The organism is Zobellella denitrificans (assembly GCF_002237365.1).
GTDB lineage: Bacteria > Pseudomonadota > Gammaproteobacteria > Enterobacterales > Aeromonadaceae > Oceanimonas > Oceanimonas denitrificans.
Window position 1 is genome coordinate 32704 of record NZ_NMUO01000006.1, and the last position, 22328, is coordinate 55031.

At 63.6% G+C, this 22328-nt stretch carries 18 protein-coding genes and 2 tRNA genes; 10 read left to right on the top strand and 10 right to left on the bottom strand.

The genetic code is table 11. From position 1 onward, the window contains the following. Window positions 1-63 precede the first annotated feature (63 nt). From thiI to pomA, 3 genes are all read right to left on the bottom strand, one after another. Window positions 64-1512 carry a tRNA uracil 4-sulfurtransferase ThiI gene (gene thiI / locus CGX12_RS02595; RefSeq protein ID WP_094038342.1) on the bottom strand — a complete coding sequence of 483 codons (1449 nt, stop codon included), beginning with the start codon at window positions 1510-1512 and terminating at the stop codon, window positions 64-66. 90 nt (window positions 1513-1602) lie between these two features. Next, window positions 1603-2448, bottom strand: coding sequence for a flagellar motor protein MotB (locus CGX12_RS02600; protein WP_094038343.1), 846 nt, complete (start codon window positions 2446-2448; stop codon window positions 1603-1605). 50 nt (window positions 2449-2498) lie between these two features. Then, window positions 2499-3254, bottom strand: coding sequence for a flagellar motor protein PomA (gene pomA / locus CGX12_RS02605; protein ID WP_094038344.1), 756 nt, complete (start codon window positions 3252-3254; stop codon window positions 2499-2501). Between the two features lie 220 nt (window positions 3255-3474). Between pomA and xseB the strand changes: the two genes are divergently transcribed. The 4 genes from xseB to CGX12_RS02625 all read left to right on the top strand — a co-directional run bounded on the left by xseB (window position 3475) and on the right by CGX12_RS02625 (window position 7731). Then, window positions 3475-3723, top strand: a complete 249-nt coding sequence (gene xseB / locus CGX12_RS02610) for an exodeoxyribonuclease VII small subunit (protein WP_176441984.1) — start codon at window positions 3475-3477, stop codon at window positions 3721-3723. 1 nt (window position 3724) lies between these two features. Beyond that, window positions 3725-4618 carry a (2E,6E)-farnesyl diphosphate synthase gene (ispA, locus tag CGX12_RS02615; RefSeq protein ID WP_176441985.1) on the top strand — a complete coding sequence of 298 codons (894 nt, stop codon included), beginning with the start codon at window positions 3725-3727 and terminating at the stop codon, window positions 4616-4618. A 21-nt stretch (window positions 4619-4639) separates the two neighbouring features. Further along, window positions 4640-6505 (top strand): 1-deoxy-D-xylulose-5-phosphate synthase, encoded by a 1866-nt coding sequence (dxs, locus tag CGX12_RS02620; RefSeq protein WP_094038345.1) that lies wholly within the window; start codon window positions 4640-4642, stop codon window positions 6503-6505. A gap of 143 nt (window positions 6506-6648) precedes the next feature. Next, window positions 6649-7731: a ketoacyl-ACP synthase III gene (locus CGX12_RS02625; RefSeq protein WP_094038346.1), complete on the top strand. Its 1083-nt coding sequence runs from the start codon at window positions 6649-6651 to the stop codon at window positions 7729-7731. Between the two features lie 150 nt (window positions 7732-7881). Here CGX12_RS02625 and CGX12_RS02630 read toward each other — a convergent pair whose 3' ends face one another. Further along, on the bottom strand, window positions 7882-8358 hold the full coding sequence (locus CGX12_RS02630) for a VC2046/SO_2500 family protein (protein WP_094038347.1): 477 nt from the start codon (window positions 8356-8358) through the stop codon (window positions 7882-7884). 123 nt (window positions 8359-8481) lie between these two features. Here CGX12_RS02630 and CGX12_RS02635 point away from each other — a divergent pair. Both CGX12_RS02635 and CGX12_RS02640 read left to right on the top strand, forming a co-directional pair. Next, window positions 8482-8566: transfer RNA gene (locus CGX12_RS02635), tRNA-Tyr, on the top strand. A 51-nt stretch (window positions 8567-8617) separates the two neighbouring features. Continuing rightward, a tRNA-Tyr gene (locus CGX12_RS02640) sits at window positions 8618-8702 on the top strand. Window positions 8703-8878: 176 nt separating this feature from the next. On the opposite strand, the gene CGX12_RS02645 is transcribed toward CGX12_RS02640, so the two are convergent. Further along, on the bottom strand, window positions 8879-11971 hold the full coding sequence (locus tag CGX12_RS02645; protein WP_094038348.1) for an efflux RND transporter permease subunit: 3093 nt from the start codon (window positions 11969-11971) through the stop codon (window positions 8879-8881). Continuing rightward, window positions 11958-12980, bottom strand: coding sequence for an efflux RND transporter periplasmic adaptor subunit (locus CGX12_RS02650; RefSeq protein WP_094038349.1), 1023 nt, complete (start codon window positions 12978-12980; stop codon window positions 11958-11960). Before CGX12_RS02650 ends, CGX12_RS02645 begins: the two co-directional genes overlap by 14 nt. Before the next feature lie 188 nt (window positions 12981-13168). Here CGX12_RS02650 and CGX12_RS02655 point away from each other — a divergent pair, with 188 nt between their 5' ends. Then, entirely contained in the window at window positions 13169-13930 is a 762-nt protein-coding gene (locus CGX12_RS02655; RefSeq protein ID WP_094038350.1) for an SDR family oxidoreductase, read from the top strand. A gap of 47 nt (window positions 13931-13977) precedes the next feature. Continuing rightward, the gene (gene xthA / locus CGX12_RS02660; RefSeq protein ID WP_094038351.1) at window positions 13978-14787 is read left to right on the top strand and encodes an exodeoxyribonuclease III; all 810 of its coding nucleotides are present in this window, start codon (window positions 13978-13980) and stop codon (window positions 14785-14787) included. 468 nt (window positions 14788-15255) lie between these two features. On the opposite strand, the gene CGX12_RS02665 is transcribed toward xthA, so the two are convergent. From CGX12_RS02665 to CGX12_RS02680, 4 genes are read right to left on the bottom strand one after another with little or no spacing between them, the layout of a single operon-like run. Next, window positions 15256-15948, bottom strand: a complete 693-nt coding sequence (locus CGX12_RS02665; protein ID WP_094038352.1) for an ABC transporter permease — start codon at window positions 15946-15948, stop codon at window positions 15256-15258. Between the two features lie 3 nt (window positions 15949-15951). Further along, the gene (locus tag CGX12_RS02670; RefSeq protein ID WP_094038353.1) at window positions 15952-16692 is read right to left on the bottom strand and encodes an ABC transporter permease; all 741 of its coding nucleotides are present in this window, start codon (window positions 16690-16692) and stop codon (window positions 15952-15954) included. Between the two features lie 48 nt (window positions 16693-16740). Then, entirely contained in the window at window positions 16741-17517 is a 777-nt protein-coding gene (locus tag CGX12_RS02675; RefSeq protein ID WP_094038354.1) for an ABC transporter substrate-binding protein, read from the bottom strand. 42 nt (window positions 17518-17559) lie between these two features. Further along, a complete protein-coding gene (locus CGX12_RS02680) occupies window positions 17560-18327 on the bottom strand; it encodes an ABC transporter ATP-binding protein (protein WP_094038355.1) in 768 nt (255 codons plus the stop codon). Window positions 18328-18901: 574 nt separating this feature from the next. Between CGX12_RS02680 and CGX12_RS02685 the strand changes: the two genes are divergently transcribed. Together CGX12_RS02685 and CGX12_RS02690 are read left to right on the top strand one after the other, a co-directional pair. Further along, on the top strand, window positions 18902-19810 hold the full coding sequence (locus tag CGX12_RS02685) for a LysO family transporter (protein WP_094038356.1): 909 nt from the start codon (window positions 18902-18904) through the stop codon (window positions 19808-19810). Window positions 19811-20241: 431 nt separating this feature from the next. Further along, complete coding sequence (locus CGX12_RS02690; RefSeq protein ID WP_094038357.1) at window positions 20242-22161, top strand: PTS mannitol transporter subunit IICBA; 1920 nt, start codon at window positions 20242-20244, stop codon at window positions 22159-22161. Window positions 22162-22328 lie beyond the last annotated feature (167 nt).

Consider the following 22328-nt stretch of genomic DNA (forward strand, 5'->3'; position numbering starts at 1 on the left):
CGGAGGGTCTGCTTAGCGAAACCCAGTCGCTGCCGGTAGTGAGCTACCATGCGGAACTGTTATTTAAGGCTTGTACACCTTGACGTTGTCGAAGCCCTGCTCCTTCAGGTGGATGGCCTGCAGCCGGCTCATCACGCCCCGGGCGCAGTAGAGCAGATAGGTCTTGCTTGAATCCAGCTCGCCGAACTGGTGGGCCAGCTTGAAGAACGGCAGGTGCAGCACCTGGTGGCCGTCCACCTGCAGCGGCGCCTCCTCTTCTTCCTCCGGAGCGCGGATATCCAGGATCACCTCGTCGTTGCCGGCCGCCTCGCTGAACTCCACCTCCGGCAGGGTCCAGGCCCTGGCCAGATCCCGCACATCCTCCACGAAGGACGCCTGGATGGCGGTATCGAGCACGCCGAAGTCGAACCTGGCCTCCTCGGCCTCCACCTTGGCCAGGTCCGCCTTGATGGTGGGCTTTTGGGAGATGACCCCGCAGTATTCCGGCATTTTTTCGGCGTAGGCGGCAGTGCCTATCTGCCGGGCCTGATCGATGATGTCCTGCTTGTCGGCGGCGATCAGCGGACGCAGTATCAGGGTGTCGGTGACCCTGTCGATGACGTTGAGGTTGGTCACCGTCTGGCTCGATACCTGGCCCATGGACTCGCCGGTCACCAGCGCCCTGATATCCAGCTTCTCGGCCACGGCGGCGCCGGCACGCATCATCATGCGCTTGAGCACCACGCCCATATGGCCCTTGTCGATCTTGTCCAGGATCTCGGCCACCACCCCCTCGAAGGGCACCGAAATAAACTTGACCCGGTGGGACGCGCCGTACTTCTTCCACAGGTAGTGCACCACCTCCCGCACCCCGGCTTCGTGCTCGCGCCCGCCCAGGTTAAAGAAGCAGTAATGCACCCGGCTGCCGCGCTTGATGAACTGGTAGGAGGCCACGCCCGAGTCGTAGCCGCCGGACATCAGGCTGAGCACGCTCTCCTGGGTGGCGATGGGAAAGCCACCGAGCCCGACATGTTGCCCGCTCACCAGAAAGAGGCGATCACCGTCCAGCTCCAGGTTGATCTGCAGATCGGGATTTTTCAGCCGGACGCCGCCGGTAGCGCAGCGCTGGTTGAGGCCGCCGCCCACGTAGCGCTCCACATCCAGGGAGCTGAACGACTGCTGGCCCCGGCGCTTGGCGCGCACGCAAAAGGTCTTGCCCGCCAGCCTGTCGCCGAACATGGCCTGGGTCAGTTCCAGGATTTCGTCGAGGGTGGTCACCTGGTATTCCTTGACCTCCAGAAAACTCTGGATGCCGGGAATGCAGGCCAGGGCGGCGATCATGGCCGCACGGTGCTCCTCGGTCAGGATATTGCTGCGCAGCACCAGCTTGTCCCAGTCGGCGCGGATCTTGACGTGCTCGTCCAGCGGCTTGAGCACATTGCGGATATTGCCCTGCAGGATCTTGCTCATGCGCTGACGCACCGACTTGCTCTTGATGGTGATTTCGGGATGCAGCTTGATAATAAATTTCATGGTTCGGTACGTCCGGGACAGCGAAAAAACGAAAGCCCGGCATTATACAACAATGCCGGGTCTTTGCTTAAAAAATAGCGGGGAGCCGCCTCAGGGCGACAGCAGCTCCAGCGGCGGGGTGAACTTGGGCTTGCCCTGGGAAATGGTGATCTCCACCCGACGGTTGCGGCTGCGGTTTTCGGCGGTGTCGTTGGGCGCCAGCGGCCGGGTGTCCGCCATGCCCATCACCACCATGCGGCCATCGTCGAACCCCTCCACCCGCAGCAGCTGATCCGCCACCGCCAGCGCCCGTTGGGTCGACAGTTCCCAATTGGAGCGGAACAGCTCGTTACTGGTCTGGATATCGTCCGAATGCCCCGACACCAGGATCTCGCCGGGCAACTCCTTGATCAGGCCGCCTATCTGGCGCACCACCGGCCAGAACTGGGGTTGCAGGAAGGCCGAGCCGGCGGGGAAGGAGGCATTCTCCCGGATGCGGATCACCACCTGCTGGCCCAGGGCCTCGATTTCTATCGCTTCCTGCTCGATGGGCTCGCTCAGGCTTTCTGCCAGCTCCTGGGCTATGGTCAGGGTTTCCGGCTCGGTCTGCGGAATGTCCGGCTGCTCGCTGCCGCTCAGGTTCCCGACCTCCCGGGCGAAGCCGGCGGAACGATCGGATTCTCCGGGCTGGAAATCCAGTTCCGCCTGGGTGGAGTCCAGGGTCTGCTGCATCACGGTATCTATGGGGGTCGGTTCGGGCCGGCCGGGCCTGAACTCCAGAGCGATCACCGAGGTGCCTTTGGGGATTTCGGTCACTTCCAGCTGGTTCTGTACCCCGAAGGCATATTTCATGCTGCCGGCGATCTGCTTGAACTTGAGCACGTCCATCTCGGCAAAGGCCAGCAACAGCACGAAGAAGCTCATCAGTATGGTGGCCAGATCGGCAAAGGTGGTCATCCAGGCGGGCGCGCCCGCCGGTTTCGGCTTGTCCTTTTTATGTTTTGCCACTATTCCTCCCGCAAACGCTTGGCATCAGCCAGGTAGTTCTCCAGCAGGCCTTGCATGATGCGAGGATTTTGCCCGTCCTGAATACTCATGATCGCATCGAGGATAAGGGTACGGTTCAGCCGCTCTTCCCCCATGCGCAACTCGAGCTTGTCGGCGATCGGCAAGGCGATCATGTTGGCGAAGATGGCGCCATAGAGGGTGGTCAGCAGGGCAATGGACATGGCCGGCCCTATGGCCTTGGGATCGTCCATATTGGCCAGCATGGCCACCAGGCCGATCAGGGTGCCTATCATGCCCATGGCCGGCGCCACATCGCCCAGGGCGCGGAAGATACGCGCCCCTTCGGTCTGGCGCTCGGCGGTGAGCTCGATGTCCTTTTCCAGGGCCGCCTTCACCACCCCCTGCTCATGGCCGTCCACCAGCATGTTGACCGCTTTTTGCAGGAAAGGGTTGGTAATTTCCGCTTCCTCCAGCGCCAGGAAACCGCCCTTGCGCGCCGCATCGGCCAGTTGCACCACCCGCTCGATCAGCTCCTCGGGTTTTTCCAGCTTGAACATAAAGGCACGAGCCGCTATCCGGGTGGCACCAAAAAACTGACCGAGATTGAACTTCATCATCACCACGAACAGGGAGCCGACGAAGACGATAAAGATCGCCGGCACATCCATATACATGGTGATGCCACCACCCAGCACCATCGCCATGGAAATAAATGCCAGTCCACCGATCAATCCAAGAAGGGTTGCCAGATCCAAAATAGGGTCCTCACTCTGCTGTTATCGCGTACCTGAAACGGCGCCAATCTTACCTCGTCACGGCTTCTCTTGTCGCCGATGTTGTTATCGGCAGCGGCAGATTTTCTTTAGCCGAAAAGGACGAGCCGGCTCCGGCCCGCCCTCTATATCTTTCGCCAAACCCCGGGCGGCAATGTTACTATTGCCGACAATTTTGCAAGTCGAACCACAGGGGATCGCCGTGGCCACCAAAAAACCGGAAAACATGGATTTTGAAAGCGCCCTCGCGGAGCTGGAAAGCCTGGTCAGCCAACTGGAGGAGGGCGAGCTGAGCCTGGAGCAGGCGCTCAAGTCCTTCGAGCGGGGCGTGCAGCTGGTGCGGGCCGGGCAACAGCGGCTGGCCCAGGCCGAGCAACAGGTGCAGGTGCTGCTGCAACAGGAAGGCGAAGAGCGGCTGGTGGCCTTTAATCCAGGACAAGAGGAGCGCTGAGGTGAGCGTTGTGCTGTTACAGCAGCAGTACGGCGAGCGGATAGACGCCGTCCTGTCCCGGACCCTGCACGAGCTGGATGAACTGGCGCCTGAACTCAAGGCCGCCATGGAATACGGCCTGCTGCAGGGCGGCAAGCGGGTTCGCCCCATGCTGGTGTACGCCAGCGGTGAGCTGCTGGGCAACGCCAGCCCCCGGGCACTGGATGCCGCCGCCGCCGCCGTCGAGTGCATCCACGCCTATTCGCTGATCCACGACGATCTGCCGGCCATGGACAACGACGACCTGCGCCGGGGCAAGCCCACTGTGCACAAGGCATTCGACGAAGCCACCGCCATCCTCGCCGGCGACGCCCTGCAGACCCTGGCCTTCGAACTGCTCAGCCGCCAGTGGGACGACGGCCTCGATGCCGGCCGCCGGTTGCGCATGGTGCAGGAGCTGGCCCGGGCCAGCGGCTACGCCGGCATGTGCGGCGGTCAGGCCCTGGACATGCAAAGCGAAGGCAAGCTTATCGATCAGTCCCGGCTGGAGACCCTGCACCGCCACAAGACCGGTGCCCTGATCCGCGCCGCCGTGCGCCTGGGCGCCCTCTGCGCCCGGGATCTGGACGAAGCCCACCTGAACGCCCTGAGCCGCTACGCCGAAGCCATCGGCCTGGCCTTCCAGGTGCAGGACGACATCCTGGACATCACCGCCGATACCCAGACCCTGGGCAAGACCCGGGGCAAGGATCTGGTGCAGCAGAAGAGTACCTACCCGGCGCTGCTCGGGCTGGACGGCGCCCGGCAACTGGCACAGCAGCTCTATCAGCAGGCGCTGGCGGCGCTGGCGGAAATCCCCTACCCCACCCATACACTGGAAGCATTCGCCCACTACATCGTGAAACGCGAGTTCTAGGGCGAGGATAATAATAAGCCTATGAGTCTGAATATTGCCGATTACCCGACCCTGGCCCTGGCCAACCTGCCGGACGAACTGCGCAGCCTGCCCCAGGAGCGGCTGCCCGCCCTGTGCGACGAACTGCGGGCCTACCTGCTGCATTCGGTGAGCCGCAGCAGCGGCCACCTGGCCTCCGGCCTGGGCGTGGTGGAACTGACGGTCGCCCTGCACTACGTCTACAACACCCCCTTCGACCGCCTGGTGTGGGACGTGGGCCACCAGGCCTATCCGCACAAGATCCTCACCGGCCGGCGCGAGCGCATGGCCAGCATTCGCCAGTACCAGGGTCTGCATCCCTTTCCCTGGCGGGAAGAAAGCGAGTACGACACCCTGTCGGTGGGCCACTCCAGCACCAGCATCGGCGCGGCGCTGGGCATGGCCATCGCCGCCGCGGAAGAGAACAAGGGCCGCAAGGTGGTGGCGGTGATCGGCGACGGCGCCCTCACCGCCGGCATGGCCTTCGAGGCGCTCAACCACGCCGGCGACATCCACAAGGACATGCTGGTGGTGCTCAACGACAACGAGATGTCCATCTCCGAGAACGTGGGCGCCCTCAACAACCACCTGGCGCGGATCATGTCCGGCTCCCTCTACAGCACCCTGCGCGAAGGGGGCAAGAAGGCGCTGGAGATGGTGCCCCCGATCAAGGAGCTGGCCCGCCGGGCCGAGGAGCACCTCAAGGGCATGGTGGTGCCCGGCACCCTGTTCGAGGAGTTCGGCTTCAATTACGTCGGCCCCATCGACGGCCACGACATCGAGACCCTGGTGGAAACCCTGCGCAACATGCGCAAGCTCAAGGGCCCCCAGTTCCTGCATGTGATGACCCGCAAGGGCAAGGGCTACCTGCCCGCCGAGCAGGATCCCATCGGTTACCACGGCGTGCCCAAGTTCGACCCCAACCACCATCAGTTGCCCAAGAGCGGCGGGGGCGGCCTGTCCTACTCCGCCATCTTCGGCAACTGGCTGTGCGACATGGCCCGGCTGGATCCCCGGCTGATGGCCATCACCCCGGCCATGCGCGAAGGCTCGGGCCTGGTGCGTTTCTCCCGGGAATATCCCCAGCGCTACTTCGACGTGGCCATCGCCGAGCAGCACGCGGTGACCCTGGCGGCGGGCCTGGCGATAGAGGGCAAGAAGCCGGTGGTGGCTATTTACTCCACCTTTTTGCAGCGGGCCTACGATCAGCTGATCCACGACGTGGCGCTGCAGCACCTGGATGTGCTGTTCGCCATCGACCGGGCCGGCATCGTCGGCGCCGACGGCCCCACCCACCAGGGTGCCTTCGATCTCGGCTACCTGCGCACCGTGCCCAACATGGTGATCATGACCCCCGCCGACGAAAACGAATGCCGGCAGATGCTGTACACCGGCTACATGCACCCGGGACCGGCGGCGGTGCGCTACCCGCGCGGCGGCGGCTGCGGCGTGGAGATCGAAGCATCGATGACGGCGCTGGAACTGGGCAAGGGCCGGATCGTCCGCCGGGGCAGCGGCGTGGCCCTGCTCAACTTCGGCACCCTGCTGGCAGAAGCGCAGCTTGCCGCCGAACGGCTGGACGCCACCCTGGTCGACATGCGCTTCGTCAAGCCCCTGGACGAAGCCCTGTTGCTGTCGTTGCTGGATAACCACGAACTGCTGGTGACCATAGAGGAAAACGCCCTTATGGGCGGCGCCGGCTCGGCGGTGAACGAGTGCCTGATGCGCCACAAGCGGCCGGTGCCGGTGCTGAACCTGGGCCTGCCCGACCGCTTTATCGAGCAGGGCGAGCAGCGGCAGATCCTGGCCCTCCTGGGCCTGGACGCGGACGGCATGGTCGACGCCATTCGCCAATACCAAGCGCGCTGAGAGCCGAAGGTCCAGGCGCCCCCTCGGTGTCCCGCGGCGGACAGGGCACCGAGGTTTTGCTCTAATCCTGTTACATGAGCATGACAGCCTGTGACGGCTAGGGCATAATCGCGGCTATCCCTTCATCGCTATACGGGCCCGCCATGCGTTATGCCAATATTACCGGTTGGGGCAAATGCCTGCCTCCGGCCATGCTGAGCAACGACGACCTCAGCACCTTCCTCGACACCTCCGACGACTGGATCCATAGCCGCACCGGCATCAGGGAACGCCGTATCGCCCACGTCAACACCTCCGAGCTGGCCGTGGTCGCCGCCCGCCACGCCCTGGCCGCCGCCGGGCTCGACGCCGGCCGGCTCGACGGCATCATCCTGGCCACCGCCAGCCCCGACAGCCTGGTGCCCAGCGCCGCCTCGGCGGTGCAGCAGGCCCTGGGGGCCGGCCGGGCGGCGGTGTTCGACATCAACGCCGCCTGCACCGGCTTCCTCTACGCCCTGAGCGTGGGCAACGCCCTGATCAAGGCCGGCAGCATGCAGCGGATCCTGGTGATCGGCGCCGAGCGGCTGACCCACTACCTGGACTGGACCCAGCGGGACACCGCCGTGCTGTTCGGCGACGGCGCCGGCGCCGTGGTGCTGGAAGCCGGTGAGGAGCCCCAGGGCGTCATCGCCGACAAGCTGGGCTGCGACGCCGAGGCGCGGGAGATACTGGCGGTGCCCGACTCCGGCACCTGCCGGCGCCGCTTCGCCCATGTGGACGGCCTGTTCGAGGTGAATTTCGAGGGCAAGGAAATCTTCAAACGGGCGGTGAAGGGCATGGGCGATGCCGCCGCCATGGTGCTGGAGCAGGCCGGCGTGACCGGGCAGGATATCGACCTGCTGCTGCCGCACCAGGCCAATATCCGCATCATCGAAACCCTGGCCAAAAAGATGGAACTGCCCGAGGACAAGGTGATGGTCAATATCGGCCGGTACGGCAACACCTCCGCCGCCACCGTGCCCATCGCCCTGTGCGAGGCGCTGGAGCAGGGCCGCATCAAGCCCGGCGCCCTGCTGCTCACCGCCGCCTTCGGCGCCGGCCTGACCTGGGGCGCCGCCCTGATCCGCTGGGGCGAGCGCATCACCCCCCTGGCCCAGTCCGATGCCGCCCTGCCCCCCTGCGAGCAGACGGCACTCGAGCTGCTGGCCCCGGCCATCGAAGGCTGCCGTCGGGCCCACGGCGGCTGACCAAGGGCGGGCAAGGCCCGCTGAAACAAGCAACACGCATACCAAACAGACGGACAAAGGGCCAACTCATACCCCGTGAATCAGACTGTTTTACCAACAAGCCGAGGCAGACAAGGCACGCCGTTGTCTTCCCTTCTTCCCGCCTGACCCTCAGGCCATCGCCCTGACCGACTCCAGCACCGCCAGCATGCGGGACGGCTGCACCGGCAACCCGACCTTCAGTTCACCGTCCAGCCGGGCCAGGGTACGGGGGTTGAGGTTGCCGCTCACCTCCGCCGGCAGCCGCTCGTCGCTCGGCCTGAGCGGCTCGGCCCGCATCGCCAGCAACAGCCGCAGGCTGTCCTGCTGCAAGCCGCCGGCCAGGGCGGACAACTGGGGCGCGCGGATGGCGTCGGCCTCCTCCGCATAGAGGGGGTCAGGGGCGGGCAAGTCGAAATAGCGCCGCCAGTCCGGCAGCCCCCGCTCGTCCTCCGGCTCGTCCAGCCGGGGCAGATCCCGGGCATCCTCCGACAACAGCGCCAGCAACAGGCCAAAATCGCCACGACGGCCCTGGTGGACCGCCTGGTTTAGGCTGTCACCGAGCTGACTGTCATTGACGAGCAGGTTGGCGGAGATCTCTGGCAGCATAAAAAGTGCAAATATTAGGCATTTGAACTGTTATCGGCAGCAAATCCCTTTAATTTAGTAAATTAATTGCTTTCTAGGGGTTCACAAAGCGATTCTTTTTGGTAGTATGCGCCCCACAAACGCGGAGGGGTTCCCGAGCGGCCAAAGGGATCAGACTGTAAATCTGACGGCTCAGCCTTCGCTGGTTCGAATCCAGCCCCCTCCACCATATTCCCATGCCGGCGCCAAGCGTCGGCGGACAAGTTGCAAGTTTACTCGTGGAGGGGTTCCCGAGTGGCCAAAGGGATCAGACTGTAAATCTGACGGCTCCGCCTTCACTGGTTCGAATCCAGTCCCCTCCACCATCCTTCAAGCCGGTGCATTGCACCGGCTTTTTTATTTTCCGCCTGCGTAGGTCCATATCAATGGCGCCCCCTGCTTTGGTCGACTGAAGTCGACCCTACAATCGCAGGAGCGCGCAGGCGATGGGGATTGGGCGATGATCCCCAGCCCCCGTTCACCGCCCGCAACCGCTTCCGGCCTATTCAGGCTTTTCCCGCAATGCCTTGTCCAGCAGCCGCTGCTGGTGCTCCGGCGACTGGGTGTGGCGCGCCAGCATGCGGTACATGGCGGGCACGATAAAGAGGGTGAGCAGGGTGGCCAGGGCCACGCCGGCGAACACCACTGTCCCCACCGCCTGCCGGCTTTCGGCGCCGGCGCCGCTGGCCAGGATCAAGGGAATGGAGCCCGCCACCGTGGTGAAGGCAGTCATCAGTATGGGCCGCAGCCGGCGCACCGCCGCTTCCACCAGCGCCTGCTGGAATTCCAGCCCCCTGTCCCGCAACTGGTTGGCAAACTCCACTATCAGGATGCCGTTCTTGGTCACCAGGCCGATCAGCATCACCAGGGCTATCTGGCTGTAGGCATTGAGGGTCATGCCCGCCAGGTACAGGCCGAGCAGGCCGCCCAACAGCCCCAGGGGCACCGTCAGCAGCACGATGAAGGGATGGATGAAGCTCTCGAACTGGGCCGCCAGGATCAGGAACACCACCACCAGCGCCAGCCCGAACACGAAGGCCACGTCGCCCTGGTTGTTCTTGTACTCCAGCGACTCGCCCTTGTAGTCGACGGTGGCGTTGTCCGGCAGGTGCTCCCGCACCAGTCCATCCAGGTAGTCGAGGGCCTGGCCCAGGCTGTAGTTGCCCACCAGGTTGGCGCTCAGGGTAATCGCCTTCTTGCGGTTGTAGTGGTTGAGCGAAGGCGACGCCCCCTGCTCGTTCAGGCTCACCAGGTTGTCCAGCGAGACCAGGTCGCCGTTGGCGCTGCGCAGATAGATGGCGGCCAGATCATGCAGCTGGCGGAACGCCCTTTCCTCTCCCTTGAGGTAAACGTCGTATTCTTCTCCCTGACGGGAATAGGTGGTGATGGCCTGGCCACCCAGCATGACGTTGAGGCTGTCGGCCACGTCGGTGACCGAAATGCCGAGCTTGGCCGCCCGCTGCTGATCCACTTCCACCAGCAGCTCGGGCTTGGTCTGGGCATAGTCCAGATCCAGGTCGCTCAGGCCCGCGTTGTCCCGCGCCAGCTCCCTGAGCTGCTCGGCCCAGGCGTAGAGTTCGTCGTAATCGGCGCCGCTCAGCACAAACTCCACCGGCGAGGTCGAGCCGCTGCGGATGGAGGACGGCAATATGGGGATCACCAGCACGTCGGCCACGTCCCGGGTCAGGCTGCGGATCCGGCTCACCAGCGCTTCCGCCGGCACCTCCCGCTTGTCCCAGGTTTCCAGGCTGGCGATCACCATGCCGCTGTTGACGCCGCCACCGAAGCCGGGGGTACGCACCGTCAGGCTGGTGGCCAGCCCTTCCTCCAGAAGAGGCGTCATGCGAGACTCTATCTCGCCGATGGCCCGGCTCATGCGCTCGAAGCTGGCACCCTCGGCCCCCCGCACCATCACGAACACCACCCCCCTGTCCTCCCGCGGGGTCAGGCTCTGGGGGATTTCCCGGAACAGCAGGGCAATCAGCCCCAGCGCCGCCACCATCACCAGGGGCGCCCACCATACATGGCCCAGTTCGCTGCCGAGCAGGCGGCGGTAGCGCCCCTCCAGCCAGGCGAAACCGGCATCGAAGTGGCGTGCCAGCCAGCCGGACTGGCGGTGCGGTCGCAATATCTTGCTGCCCATCACCGGGGTCAGGGTCAGGGCCACCAGGGAGGAAAACCCTACCGCCGCCGCCAGCAGCACCGCGAATTCGGTGAAGATGCGGCCGATGATGCCGCCCATGAAGACGATGGGCAGAAACACCGAGATCAGGGTCAGGGTGGTGGCGATCACCGCAAAGCCGACCTCCCGGGTGCCGTGCCAGGCGGCGGCCAGGGGGGAGCGGCCCCGCTCCAGGTGGTGATAGATGTTCTCCAGCACCACTATGGCGTCGTCCACCACCAGGCCGATGGCCATGATCAGCGCCATCAGGGTGATGAGATTGACCGAAAAGCCCAGGGCATAGGCCAGGATGAAGGCGCTGATCAGCGACACCGGCACCGTCACCGCCGGGATCAGGGTTGCCCGCACCTGGCCCAGGAAGATGTAGATCACCAGCACCACCAGGGCCATGGTGATCGTCAGGGTCTTGTAGACTTCACCGATGGCGCTCTCGATAAACACCGAGCTGTCGTAGGTCCAGGTCAGTTCGGTGCCTTCCGGCAGGAAGGGCTGCTGGGCGATGACGGCCTGCTTCACCTCGTTGACCACGTCCAGGGTGTTGGCCTGGGTCTGCTTGACGATACCCAGCCCCACCACGTTCTGGCCGTTGGAGCGGAACAGGGTGTCCTCGGGTTTTTCCCCTTCCCACACCTGGGCCACGTCACGCAGGTAGACCCGCTCCCCGGTGCCGAGCCGGCGGATGGTCAGGGTTTCGAAGTTCACCGCCTGATCGTAGCCGCGCTGGATACGGGCGGCGAAATTCTGCTGGGCGTTTTCCAGGGTGCCGGCGGGCAGTTCCACGTTCTGGGCTCTCAGGGCGGCGGCGATATCGGCCACCGTCACCCCCCGCGCCGCCATGGCGGCGGGATCCAGGCGCACGTTCATCACCCGCTCTTTGCGTCCCCCCACCCATACCGAGCTGACCCCGTCGAGCAGGCTGAAGCGATCCGCCAGCACATTCTGGGCATAGTCCCCCAGATCCAGCGGTGACATGCCGGTGGATCTGAGGGTGACCCAGAGGATGACGTCGTTGCGGCCGGTGTCCTTGGTGACGATGGGCGCGTCGGCGTCGGACGGCAGCCGGCGCGAGGCCCGGGACACCGCCTCGCGCACGTCGCTGGCGGCGTTGTCCAGATCCCGGCTGGGATCGAATTCGATGGTGATGCTGGAACGGCCGTCGGTGGTGCTGGAACTGATGAACTTGACCCCGCTGATGCCGGACAGCTCGTCCTCCAGCCGCTTGGTGACCTGGGTTTCCAGCACGCTGGCGCTGGTACCGCTGTAATCGGTGCGCACCGTCACCACCGGCGAGGTGGTGTCCGGCATTTCCCGCAGCGGCAGCTCCAGGAAGGAGATCAGCCCGAACACGCACAACATCAGGCTGAGCACTATGGCCAATACCGGCCGGGCGATGGAAATGTCAGAGAGCTTCACCCTGGACCTCCACCTGCATGCCGTCGCGCACCTTGACGGTGCCTTCGCTGACCACCCGCTCCCCCGGGCTCAGCCCCTCGGTGATGGTCACCCAGTCGCCCAGGTTGCGGCCTGTGGCCACGCTGCGCCGGCTGGCCCGACCCTCGTCATCCACCACGAACACATAGCGCTGGTTGCCCGTATAAAGCAGGCTCTGGGCCGGGATCACCGCCTGCACGCTGCTGTTCAGGGGCAGACGTACCCGCATCAGCATGCCCGGCACCAGCAGCCCCGAGGCGTTGTCGAACAGCAGCCGAACCTCGGCGTTGAGGGTGTCCGGATTGACGCTGGGGGCGATCACCGCCAGCTCGCCGATAAAGGCCTGCTCCCCATGGGCATCGGTGCGGGCGCTGAGCTGCTCCCCCACCTTCAGCTGGCGGAAATGGCGCTCGGGTACGGCCAGATCCAGCTTGAGGGTGGAAATGTCGAGCAACTCCGCCACCGGGGTATTGGCGGCCAGCAACATGCCCGGCGCCACATCGGACAGGCCGATGATCCCGGCGAAGGGCGCGCGCAGGCTGAGGTAGTCGGCCTGCACCCGGACCGCCTGCAGCTTGGCCTCGGCCATGGCCACCGCCGCCTGCTGGCCCTCGAGTTCGGTCTGGGTCACCGCCTTGCGGCTGAACAGGGTCTGGAAATTGCCGAGGATGCGGCGGGCGTCCATCAGGGCGGCTTCCGCCTCCTTTACCGCCGCCTGGGCCGCCCTGTCGTCCAGGCTGAGCAACAGCTGCCCCTGTTCGATACGCTGGCCCGGCACGAAGTGCACCTCCGTTACCCGGGCGCTGACCTGGGGAGCAATCGCCACCTGCCGGTTGGCCTTGAGGGTGCCGATCAGTTCGAGCGCGGCCTCCACCGGCTGCTCGGTCACCCGCACCGTGGACACCACGGGGCCGCTCTGGGCCGACGCCGCCAGCGCACAGCCGAACAGACCGGCAAACAGCAGCCCCCTGTACTTGTTATTGTTCAACATTATTCCATTCCTAGTCTGATGCTGGCCCCAGTTTACCCGCTTCATCCGGCCTGACTATGTCAAGCGGCGGGAAAGATGTGACAAAGTGTGGCAACCCATAGCCCAAGACCCTGAACGCCCGTGAAAAATCCCACTACGCTTAGTAAAAGATCCGAGATACCGCCATGACCTTTGGTTGAGGAGACAGCATGAGCCAGGGCAAAATTCTGATCACCGGCGCGGCGCGGGGCCTGGGGCTGGGCATGACCCGCTATTTTCTGCGGCACGACTACCAGGTGCTGGGACTGGATATCGACAAGTATGCCCTGACCGAACTGGACGAGGCCCAGCTGCCGGGGCTGCAGCTGGTCCACCTGGATGTGGCCGACGAGCAGGCGGTGCAGACCCTCAGCCGGCTGGTCGAACGCCAGTTCGGCCGGCTCAGCGGCATCATCAACAACGCCGCCGTCAGCCTGCCCTACCACGAATCCATCCGCCAGCTGTCCCTGGCCCACTGGCAGCGGGTACTGGCGGTCAACCTCACCGGCCCCATGCTGATCTGCAAGCATATGTCGGGCCTGCTCCGCCCCGGCTCGGCCATCATCAACATCGGCTCGACCCGGGCCCACCAGTCAGAGCCCGACAGCGAAGCCTACGCCGCCGCCAAGGGCGGCCTTATCGCCCTGACCCACGCCCTGGCCATCAGCCTGGGGCCGGAAGTCCGGGTCAACGCCATCAGCCCGGGCTGGATCGACGTCAGCCAGTTGCAGCCGGACCGGCAGGGCGCGGCGCCCAGCCCGGAGGATCACCGCCAACACCCGGCCGGGCGGGTGGGCGAGGCCGAAGACGTGGCCGCCCTCGCCCGTTTCCTGCTGTCCCCCGAAGCGGGCTTTATCACCGGCCAGGAATTCATCATCGACGGCGGCATGAGCAAACGGATGATCTATCCGGACGGGCCGGCTGCCGACTAGGCCGCTTTCTGCTAGCATGGTGCCCATTTTGAGCAACGGGCACCCTTATGAAAGTCATTTCCTTCAATATCAATGGCCTCAGGGCGCGCCTGCACCAGTTGCAGGCCCTGATCGACAAACACCAGCCGGACATCATCGGCCTGCAGGAAACCAAGGTGCACGACGACGCCTTTCCGCTGGCGGAGGTCGAGGCCATGGGTTACCACGTCCATTTCCACGGCCAGAAAGGCCATTATGGTGTGGCCCTGCTGAGCAAGGCCGAGCCGCTGGAGATCCGCAAGGGCTTTCCCGGCGACGGGGAAGACGCCCAGCGGCGGATGATCATGGGTCGCTTCGCCCGCCCCGACGGCAGCCCGCTCACCCTGCTCAACGGCTATTTCCCCCAGGGAGAAAACCGCAGCCATGAGACCAAGTTTCCGGCCAAGACCCGCTTCTACCAGGATCTGCAGCACTACCTGAGCGAACAGCACCGGCCGGACGAAGCCCTGGTGGTGATGGGCGACATGAACATCTCCCACACGGATCTCGACATCGGTATCGGCGAGGCCAACCGCAAGCGCTGGCTGCGCGAAGGCAAGTGCTCCTTCCTGCCGGAAGAGCGGGAATGGATGGACCGGCTGCTGGAGTGGGGCCTGGTGGACACCTGGCGGCTGCAGCATCCGCAGGAAAGCCAGTGCTACTCCTGGTTCGACTACCGCAGCAGGGGCTTCGACGACAACCGCGGCCTGCGCATCGACCTGATCCTCGCCACCCGCCCCCTGGCGGCCCAACTGACCGACAGCGGTATCGACTACGAGCTGCGCGGGCTGGAGAAACCCTCGGATCACGCCCCCATCTGGGCCAGTTTCGGGGAATAAAGCGCAGGGATTTGGGGCAAGGGCCCCAAACCCCTAGAGCACCATATAGTTTAAAACTTAGGCGACTCTGATACGCCTTTGGTCGAAGACATTGTTGATTCTGGCGAGGCAGAGACCGTCGGCCAAAGGGTGCTACTCCTCCGGCACACCGTAAACCCATCCCTGGGGGCTCCGCCGCGCCCTCCCTGGCGCGGAGGGCCGGCGGAGCAGCACCCTTTGCCCTCCCTATCGCACCGTAGCCGCCTGCTGGCACTACCCTCAGACGGCGTCAGAGCTTGAAAAAGGCAACAGGGATAGCCTCCGCCGACCGTCACCTGCCAGGGATGGCAGGTGCGAGCGTACAGGGATGTATTTACAGCGTGTCGGCGGAGGTGGCCCTGTTGACTCTTCTCTACGTTGCAACAGACGACAAATAGCTGATTGATCGATTGTTACACTGGTCGGTGCTCTAGTCCCCAGTCACCGCCCTTACGCCGTTCTCGGCTTAAGATGGCGGAACCAGCGGTTCTCCAGCTTGCGGAAGCCCCACACCAGCAGGAAGGTCAGGCACATGTAGACCAGGCCGGCCGCCAGGAAGGCTTCGAACGGCGAGTAGTAGCGGGAATTGACGATACGCGCCGCGCCGGTCAGATCCACTATGGTGATCACCCCCGCCACCGCCGAGCCGTGCAGCATGAAGATCACCTCGTTGCTGTAGGCGGGCAGGGCGCGGCGGAAGGAGTTGGGCAGAATGATCCGCCGCAGCGTGGTCATCCGGCTCATGCCGTAGGCATAGGCCGCCTCGATTTGTCCCTTGGGCATGGCGTTGATGGCGCCGCGGATGATCTCGGCGGTGTAGGCCCCGGTATTGAGGGTGAAGGCCAGGATGGCGCAGAACCAGGCCTGGCTGAACAGGCTCCAGGCCGCCGACTGCCGCAGCCAGTCCCACTGCCCCGCCCCGTAGTAGATCAGGAACAGCTGCACCAGCAGCGGGGTGCCGCGGAAGAAGTAGATATAGGCCCAGGCCGGCCCCTTCAGCAGCCAGTTGTTGCTGTTGCGACAGATGCCGGTGGGAATGGCGATGATCAGCCCCAGCAGCAGGGACAGCGCCACCAGAAACAGGGTGGTATAAAGCCCCTGCCAGTAGACGTCCCATTCATTGGCGATGATTGAAAAGTCCATGGTTTACCTCGTCTGAATGGCGTAGTGGCGCTCGGCCCACTTGAGCATGGAGGTGGACAGGGTGGTGAACAGCAAAAAGATCACCGCCACCGCCATATAGAAGGTAAAGGGCAACTGGGTGGCCCCCGCCGCCAGCGACGCCTTGCGCACCATGTCGTCGAGACCGATGATCGACACCAGCGCCGTGGTCTTGAGCAGCACCAGCCAGTTGTTGCCCAGCCCCGGCAGGGCGTGGCGCATCATCTGCGGAAACAGGATGCGACGAAACACCAGGGTCGGCCTCATGCCGTAGGCGCGGGCCGCTTCCAGCTCACCCTTGTCCACCGCCAGGATGGCGCCGCGGAAGGTTTCGGTCATGTAGGCCCCGAAGATAAAGCCGATGGTGACGATACCCGCCATAAAGGGACTGATTTCCACATAGTCGGGCAGATAGCTGACCCACTGGTGATCGGGATTGCCGCCGCCGATCCACTCGTTCAGCTTCTGGTTGAGCGAATAAAGGGAGTTATTGAGCAATACCTGACCGCCGAAGAAGATCAGCATCATCAGCACCAGATCCGGTATGCCCCGGATGACGGTGGTGTAGCCGGTGGCGAGCCAGCGGGCAGGCTTGAATGAAGAGAGTTTGGCCAGCGCCCCCAGCAACCCCAGGGTGACCGCCAGCAACAATGACAACAGGGCCACCTCTATGGTCACCCAGGCTCCTTCCAGAATGGAGCTTTCGTATCCTTTCAGATCCAGCATAACGACTTCCTATCATACCGGCCCCGAACCGGGGCCGGTAACCGCTGATTAACCGCCGTACACGTCGTATTCGAAGTACTTGCTGTTGATTTCCTGGTACTTGCCGTTTTCACGCAGTTCCAGGATCGCCTTGTTCAGCATCTCCTTCAGTTTCTGATCCTGCTTGCGCACGGCGATGCCGAAACCTTCGCCGAACCACTGCTCGTCGGTCACCGAGGGACCGACGAACTCGAAGGCATCACCGCCCTCCTTGTTGAGCAGGCCCTCCTCGATGGCGGTGGCATCCAGGAACACATAGTCGATGCGGCCGGCCTTCAGATCCAGGTAGGCCTCGTCGGCGGTACCGTAGCGCACCAGGGCGACATCCTTGCCGTAGTTGTCGGTCAGGTACTTGTCGTGGGTGGTGGCGATCTGCACCCCGATGCGCTTGCCGGCCAGGCCTTCCCGGCTCAGCTCCAGTTCGGCGCCCTTCCTGGCGGCGAACTTGTTGGGCACCAAGGCATACTTGCCGGTAAAGTCGACGGTGCGCTTGCGCTCCTCGGTAATGGACATGGCGGCGATGATGGCGTCGTACTTGCGCGCCAGCAGGGCGGGGATGATGCCGTCCCAATCCTGGGCCACCAGCTGGCACTGCACCTGCATCTGCTCGCACAGGGCATTGGCCATGTCTACGTCGAAGCCCTGCAGCTGGCCGCTTTCATCGGTCCAGGAAAAGGGAGGGTAGGCACCTTCGATACCGAAGCGTACGGTTTTCCAGTCCTGGGCCTGAACCGCGCCCGCAGCCAGTGCGGCCATCATGGCGCCTGCAACCAACAGTTTCTTCATAAGCCTTACTCCTTGTGTAACGTCCTTGGTATTGCTTGTGTATCAATAAGCCGAAGAGATGAATTGCTTGAATCGCTCGGAAGTCGGATTGGCGAAGACATGCTTGGGATCGCCCTGTTCTTCCACCCGCCCCTGGTGCAAAAACATCACCTTGTTGGACACGTCCCGGGCGAAGCTCATCTCGTGGGTCACCACCAGCATGGTCCGGCCTTCTTCCGCCAGCCCGCGCATCACCCCCAGCACCTCCCCCACCAGCTCCGGATCCAGTGCCGAGGTGGGTTCGTCGAACAACATCACCTCCGGATCCACCGCCAGCGCCCGGGCGATGGCCGCCCGCTGCTGCTGGCCGCCGGACAGGTGGCCGGGATAGTACTCCCTCCGCTCATAGAGCCCGACCCGCTGCAGCAGGGCCTCGGCCTTGTCGATGGCCTCTTTCTTCGGCACCTTGAGCACGTGCACCGGTACTTCGATGATGTTCTGAAGTATGGTCATATGAGACCATAAATTGAAACTCTGGAAGACCATGGCCAGCCGGGAGCGGATCCGCTCCACCTGGCGCATGCTCACCGGCTCGCGCTCGCCGGCCTTGTTGGTACGCATCTCGATCAGCTCGCCGTGCACCCGCACTTCCCCCGCCGACGGGGTTTCGAGCAGGTTGATGCAGCGCAGGAAGGTGGACTTGCCGGATCCGGAGGAACCGATGATGGAGATGACGTCACCGTTGACGGCGCTTAAATCGATACCTTTGAGCACTTCCAGGGAGCCGTAATGCTTGTGCAGACCCGATACTTCGAGGGCAGGTTTACTCATCCGTTAGACCTTCATTCCCGATGCCGACAGGGCGGCATGTATTTCATCCATGGTTAACGACTTGTTAACCGCTACCGGAAAATTACCATCAGTTCCGACCAATAACAACATAATCACCTTCATAATGCCATACCGGTCGGTTTTTTATACAGCATTAACATCCTTTTGCAGTATAAAATTATTCAAAAATAGCGAATAAATCGTCAAGAGCCGGACTGTTCCCCTCCGCGCTCCGATGATAAATGGCCGCTCCCAGGATAGTGCTATATCAACCGGCCCCCGCACGCAGACACGCCGTGAGATGTGACACTCGCCGCGGAAACAGCTCTCTGCCGGTGGTGATCAACCATTCGGAACAGTGATGTATACGCCGGATCAGGTCCCCACCCGTGCAGATTTATTCAAAATCTCCCCCGCCGCGACCGCCAGGGCGGAAAACCGCCACCGGCCCCGGATGCCCGCCACCGGGCGCAAATATTCGGCTTTTTTTTCCATATCGCCTCACGTATTCTGTCCCAAATCGAATATAGCGCTTAAAAACCCAGCTGCATCAATAAATTGGAAGATAAATTCTATGTACTCCGGCTTGCTTATCGTGTTGCTGCCCCTGGCCCTGGGCTACTGCATCCCCTGTCGCTCCCAGTCCATCGTCCACGTTATCAATGTGTCGGTGGCGCGCATGGTGTACCTGATCCTGTTCCTGATGGGCATCAGCCTGGCCTTCGTCGACAACCTGAGCAGCCACCTGGGCACCATTTTCACGCTCTGCCTGGTGTTCCTCGGCTGCATCACCCTGGCCAACCTGGCCGGATTATGGCTGCTCGATATCAAGCGGGGGCGGGTCAGCGGCGAGCGCGGCGCGCCCGCCATCAGCAAATGGGCCCTGCTGCTCGACTCCGCCAAGCTGTGCCTGGTGATCCTCGGCGGCGTGCTGCTCGGCCAGTTCCTGGATCCGGAATGGTTCGCGGTGGACAGCCTGAGCGAATGGGCGCTGATGCTGCTGTTGCTGCTGATCGGCGTCCAGCTGCGCAACTCGGGCATGAAGCTGCGCCAGATAGTGCTCAATCCCTGGGGCCTGGCCATCGCCCTGGTGGTGATGGTGAGCTCCTGGGTGGGCGGGCTGGCCGGCGCCTGGCTGCTCGACCTGCCCCTAACCCAGGGCCTGGCCTTCGCCTCGGGCTACGGCTGGTACTCCCTCTCCGGCATCCTGATCAGCGATCAATTGGGGCCGGTGCTCGGCAGCGCCGCCTTTCTCAACGATCTGGCCCGGGAGCTGGTGGCCATCCTGATCATCCCGGCGCTGATGCGGCGCCATCCGTCCTGTGCCGTCGGCTACGGCGGCGCCACCGCCATGGACTTCACCCTGCCGGTGCTGCAGCGTTCCGGCGGCGTCGCCGTGGTGCCGGTGGCCATCGTTTCCGGCTTTATCCTGAGCCTGGCCGCGCCGGTGTTTATCCTGAGCTTCCTCTCCCTTTCCGCCTGATCCCGGGCTGTAATTTTTTTTCATATCGACGCCGCCGGCGGCCGCCCGGCCCCGGCAGGCGTTTTTACAACCAATCAAAGCGTGACAAGGATCACCGTCATTGTTCTTGAGCGGGAAGGATATTGTCATAAATGTGACTTAAATCACTCAACCAAACGAAGCTGCATCAATAAAATTAGTGACTCAAATCACAAAAAGGCAAGCAGCAAACTTCAATTTTGTTAAATGTTGCAAAATTACCAAGCAAAAGCGTGATCGATATCACCTTAAAAATGAATCGGCAGATTACAAAAAGAGAACCAGATCACGATAAATACCCCTCCGGCTCCCGTTTCCCGCAGAAGTGTTAGATTTCTCACGAGCTCAAACACCAGGCGTGGCTATCGCCTACCGACAACGGAACTGACATCGCACCAGGCGGGGTTAAAGTTATGCTATCCCAGAACAGCAAGATCAAAATTCAGAACTTCGGACGCTTCCTGTCCAACATGGTGATGCCCAACATCGGCGCCTTTATCGCCTGGGGCTTTATCACCGCCCTCTTCATCCCCACCGGCTGGTTGCCGAACGAAACCCTGGCAACCATGGTCGGCCCCATGATCACCTACCTGCTGCCGCTGCTGATCGGCTACACCGGTGGTAAGCTGGTGGGCGGCGACCGCGGCGCCGTGGTGGGCGCCATCACCACCATGGGGGTGATAGTGGGCACCGACATCCCCATGTTCATGGGCGCCATGATCGTCGGCCCCGCCGGCGGCTGGGCCATCAAGCACTTCGACAAGGCCATCGAGGGCAAGGTCAAGAGCGGCTTCGAGATGCTGGTCAACAACTTCTCCGCCGGCATCATCGGCATGCTCTGCGCCATCGTCGCCTACCTGCTGATCGGCCCCTTCGTCAAGCTGATGTCCACGGCCCTGGCCGCCGGCGTCGGCTTCCTGGTGGACGCCGGCCTGCTGCCGCTGACTTCCATCTTCGTGGAAGTGGCCAAGATCCTGTTCCTCAACAACGCCATCAACCACGGCATCTTCACCCCGCTCGGGGTGCAGCAGGCCAGTGAATTCGGCAAGTCCATCTTCTTCCTGATCGAGGCCAACCCGGGCCCGGGCATGGGCGTGCTGCTGGCCTACATGTTTTTCGGCCGCGGCAACGCCAAGCAGTCCGCCGCCGGCGCCTCCATCATCCACTTCTTCGGCGGCATCCACGAGATCTACTTCCCCTACGTGCTGATGAACCCCCGCCTGCTGCTGGCGGTCATCGCCGGCGGCATGACCGGGGTGTTCACCCTGACCCTGTTCAACGCCGGCCTGCAGGCTCCGGCCTCCCCCGGTTCCATCTTCGCGGTGATGCTGATGACCCCCAAGGGCGCCCATGCCGGGGTGGTGCTGGCGGTACTGGCCTCGATGGCGGTGTCCTTCACCATCGCCTCCCTGCTGCTGAAGACCCAGCGCCAGACCGAAAACGGCGACGAGCTGGAAGCCGCCGCCGCCAAGGTTCAGGCCATGAAGGCCGAGAGCAAGGGTGCCGGCGCGATCGCCGGCGTCACCAAGGATCCGGCCGCGGTGCGCAAGATCATCGTGGCCTGCGACGCGGGCATGGGCTCCAGCGCCATGGCCGCCAGCATGCTGGCCAAGAAGGTGGCGGCGGCGGGACTCGGCATCTCGGTCAGCAACCTGGCGATCAACAACCTGGACGACAGCGTCGACATCGTGCTCACCCACAAGGATCTGACCGACCGGGCCCGCCGCCATGCGCCCCAGGCTGAGCATATCTCGCTCAGCAACTTCCTCGACGGCTCCCTCTACGACAGCCTGGTGGCCCGGCTGAGCAAGGGTCGCGCCAAGGCCGAACCGGCCCCGGCCGCCGCCCCGGTCGCGGCTCCGGTTGCCGCCGACGAGACCGGCGCGGATGACAATGCCCCCTTCCGGCTGCGGGCGGAAAACATCCACCTGGGGCTGAGCGCCGCCAGCAAGGAAGACGCCATCCGCTTCGCCGGCGCACAACTGGTGCAAGGCGGCTACGTGGAGCCCTCCTACGTGGACGCCATGCTGGCCCGGGAGCAACTGACTTCCACCTACCTGGGCGAGTCCATCGCCGTACCCCACGGCACCAGCGACGCCAAGGACGCGGTGAAAAAGACCGGGGTCATCGTCTGCCAGTACCCGCAGGGGGTGAGGTTCGGTGACGACGAGGACGACATCGCCAGGCTGGTGATCGCCATCGCCGCCCGCAACAACGAGCACCTCGACGTGATCGCCGCCATCACCGGCGCCCTCGACGACGACGCCGTGATCGCCAAACTGACCACCACCGGCAATGTGGACGAGGTACTGAAGGCGCTCAATCCAGCCTGACCGAGAATAACCATGAGACCGGCGATTGTAATAAGCGGTGGCGGCGAAAGCGGTTAGCTCAGCCGACCATCCGCGCCAAGGCCTGAAAATGCTCCTGCCGTTCCGGCATTCCCGCCATCCATGGCGGTCAGATGCGCGGCTGAGCCCCCATGGATGGGTTTACGGCG

Coding starts and splice junctions, on each gene's coding strand:
- thiI (WP_094038342.1), bottom strand. CDS start 1,512: ATGAAATTTATTATCAAGCTGCATCCCGAAATCACCATCAAGAGCAAG.
- CGX12_RS02600 (WP_094038343.1), bottom strand. CDS start 2,448: ATGACCACCTTTGCCGATCTGGCCACCATACTGATGAGCTTCTTCGTG.
- dxs (WP_094038345.1), top strand. CDS start 4,640: ATGAGTCTGAATATTGCCGATTACCCGACCCTGGCCCTGGCCAACCTG.
- CGX12_RS02625 (WP_094038346.1), top strand. CDS start 6,649: ATGCGTTATGCCAATATTACCGGTTGGGGCAAATGCCTGCCTCCGGCC.
- CGX12_RS02630 (WP_094038347.1), bottom strand. CDS start 8,358: ATGCTGCCAGAGATCTCCGCCAACCTGCTCGTCAATGACAGTCAGCTC.
- CGX12_RS02650 (WP_094038349.1), bottom strand. CDS start 12,980: ATGTTGAACAATAACAAGTACAGGGGGCTGCTGTTTGCCGGTCTGTTC.
- CGX12_RS02655 (WP_094038350.1), top strand. CDS start 13,169: ATGAGCCAGGGCAAAATTCTGATCACCGGCGCGGCGCGGGGCCTGGGG.
- xthA (WP_094038351.1), top strand. CDS start 13,978: ATGAAAGTCATTTCCTTCAATATCAATGGCCTCAGGGCGCGCCTGCAC.
- CGX12_RS02665 (WP_094038352.1), bottom strand. CDS start 15,948: ATGGACTTTTCAATCATCGCCAATGAATGGGACGTCTACTGGCAGGGG.
- CGX12_RS02670 (WP_094038353.1), bottom strand. CDS start 16,692: ATGCTGGATCTGAAAGGATACGAAAGCTCCATTCTGGAAGGAGCCTGG.
- CGX12_RS02675 (WP_094038354.1), bottom strand. CDS start 17,517: ATGAAGAAACTGTTGGTTGCAGGCGCCATGATGGCCGCACTGGCTGCG.
- CGX12_RS02680 (WP_094038355.1), bottom strand. CDS start 18,327: ATGAGTAAACCTGCCCTCGAAGTATCGGGTCTGCACAAGCATTACGGC.
- CGX12_RS02685 (WP_094038356.1), top strand. CDS start 18,902: ATGTACTCCGGCTTGCTTATCGTGTTGCTGCCCCTGGCCCTGGGCTAC.
- CGX12_RS02690 (WP_094038357.1), top strand. CDS start 20,242: ATGCTATCCCAGAACAGCAAGATCAAAATTCAGAACTTCGGACGCTTC.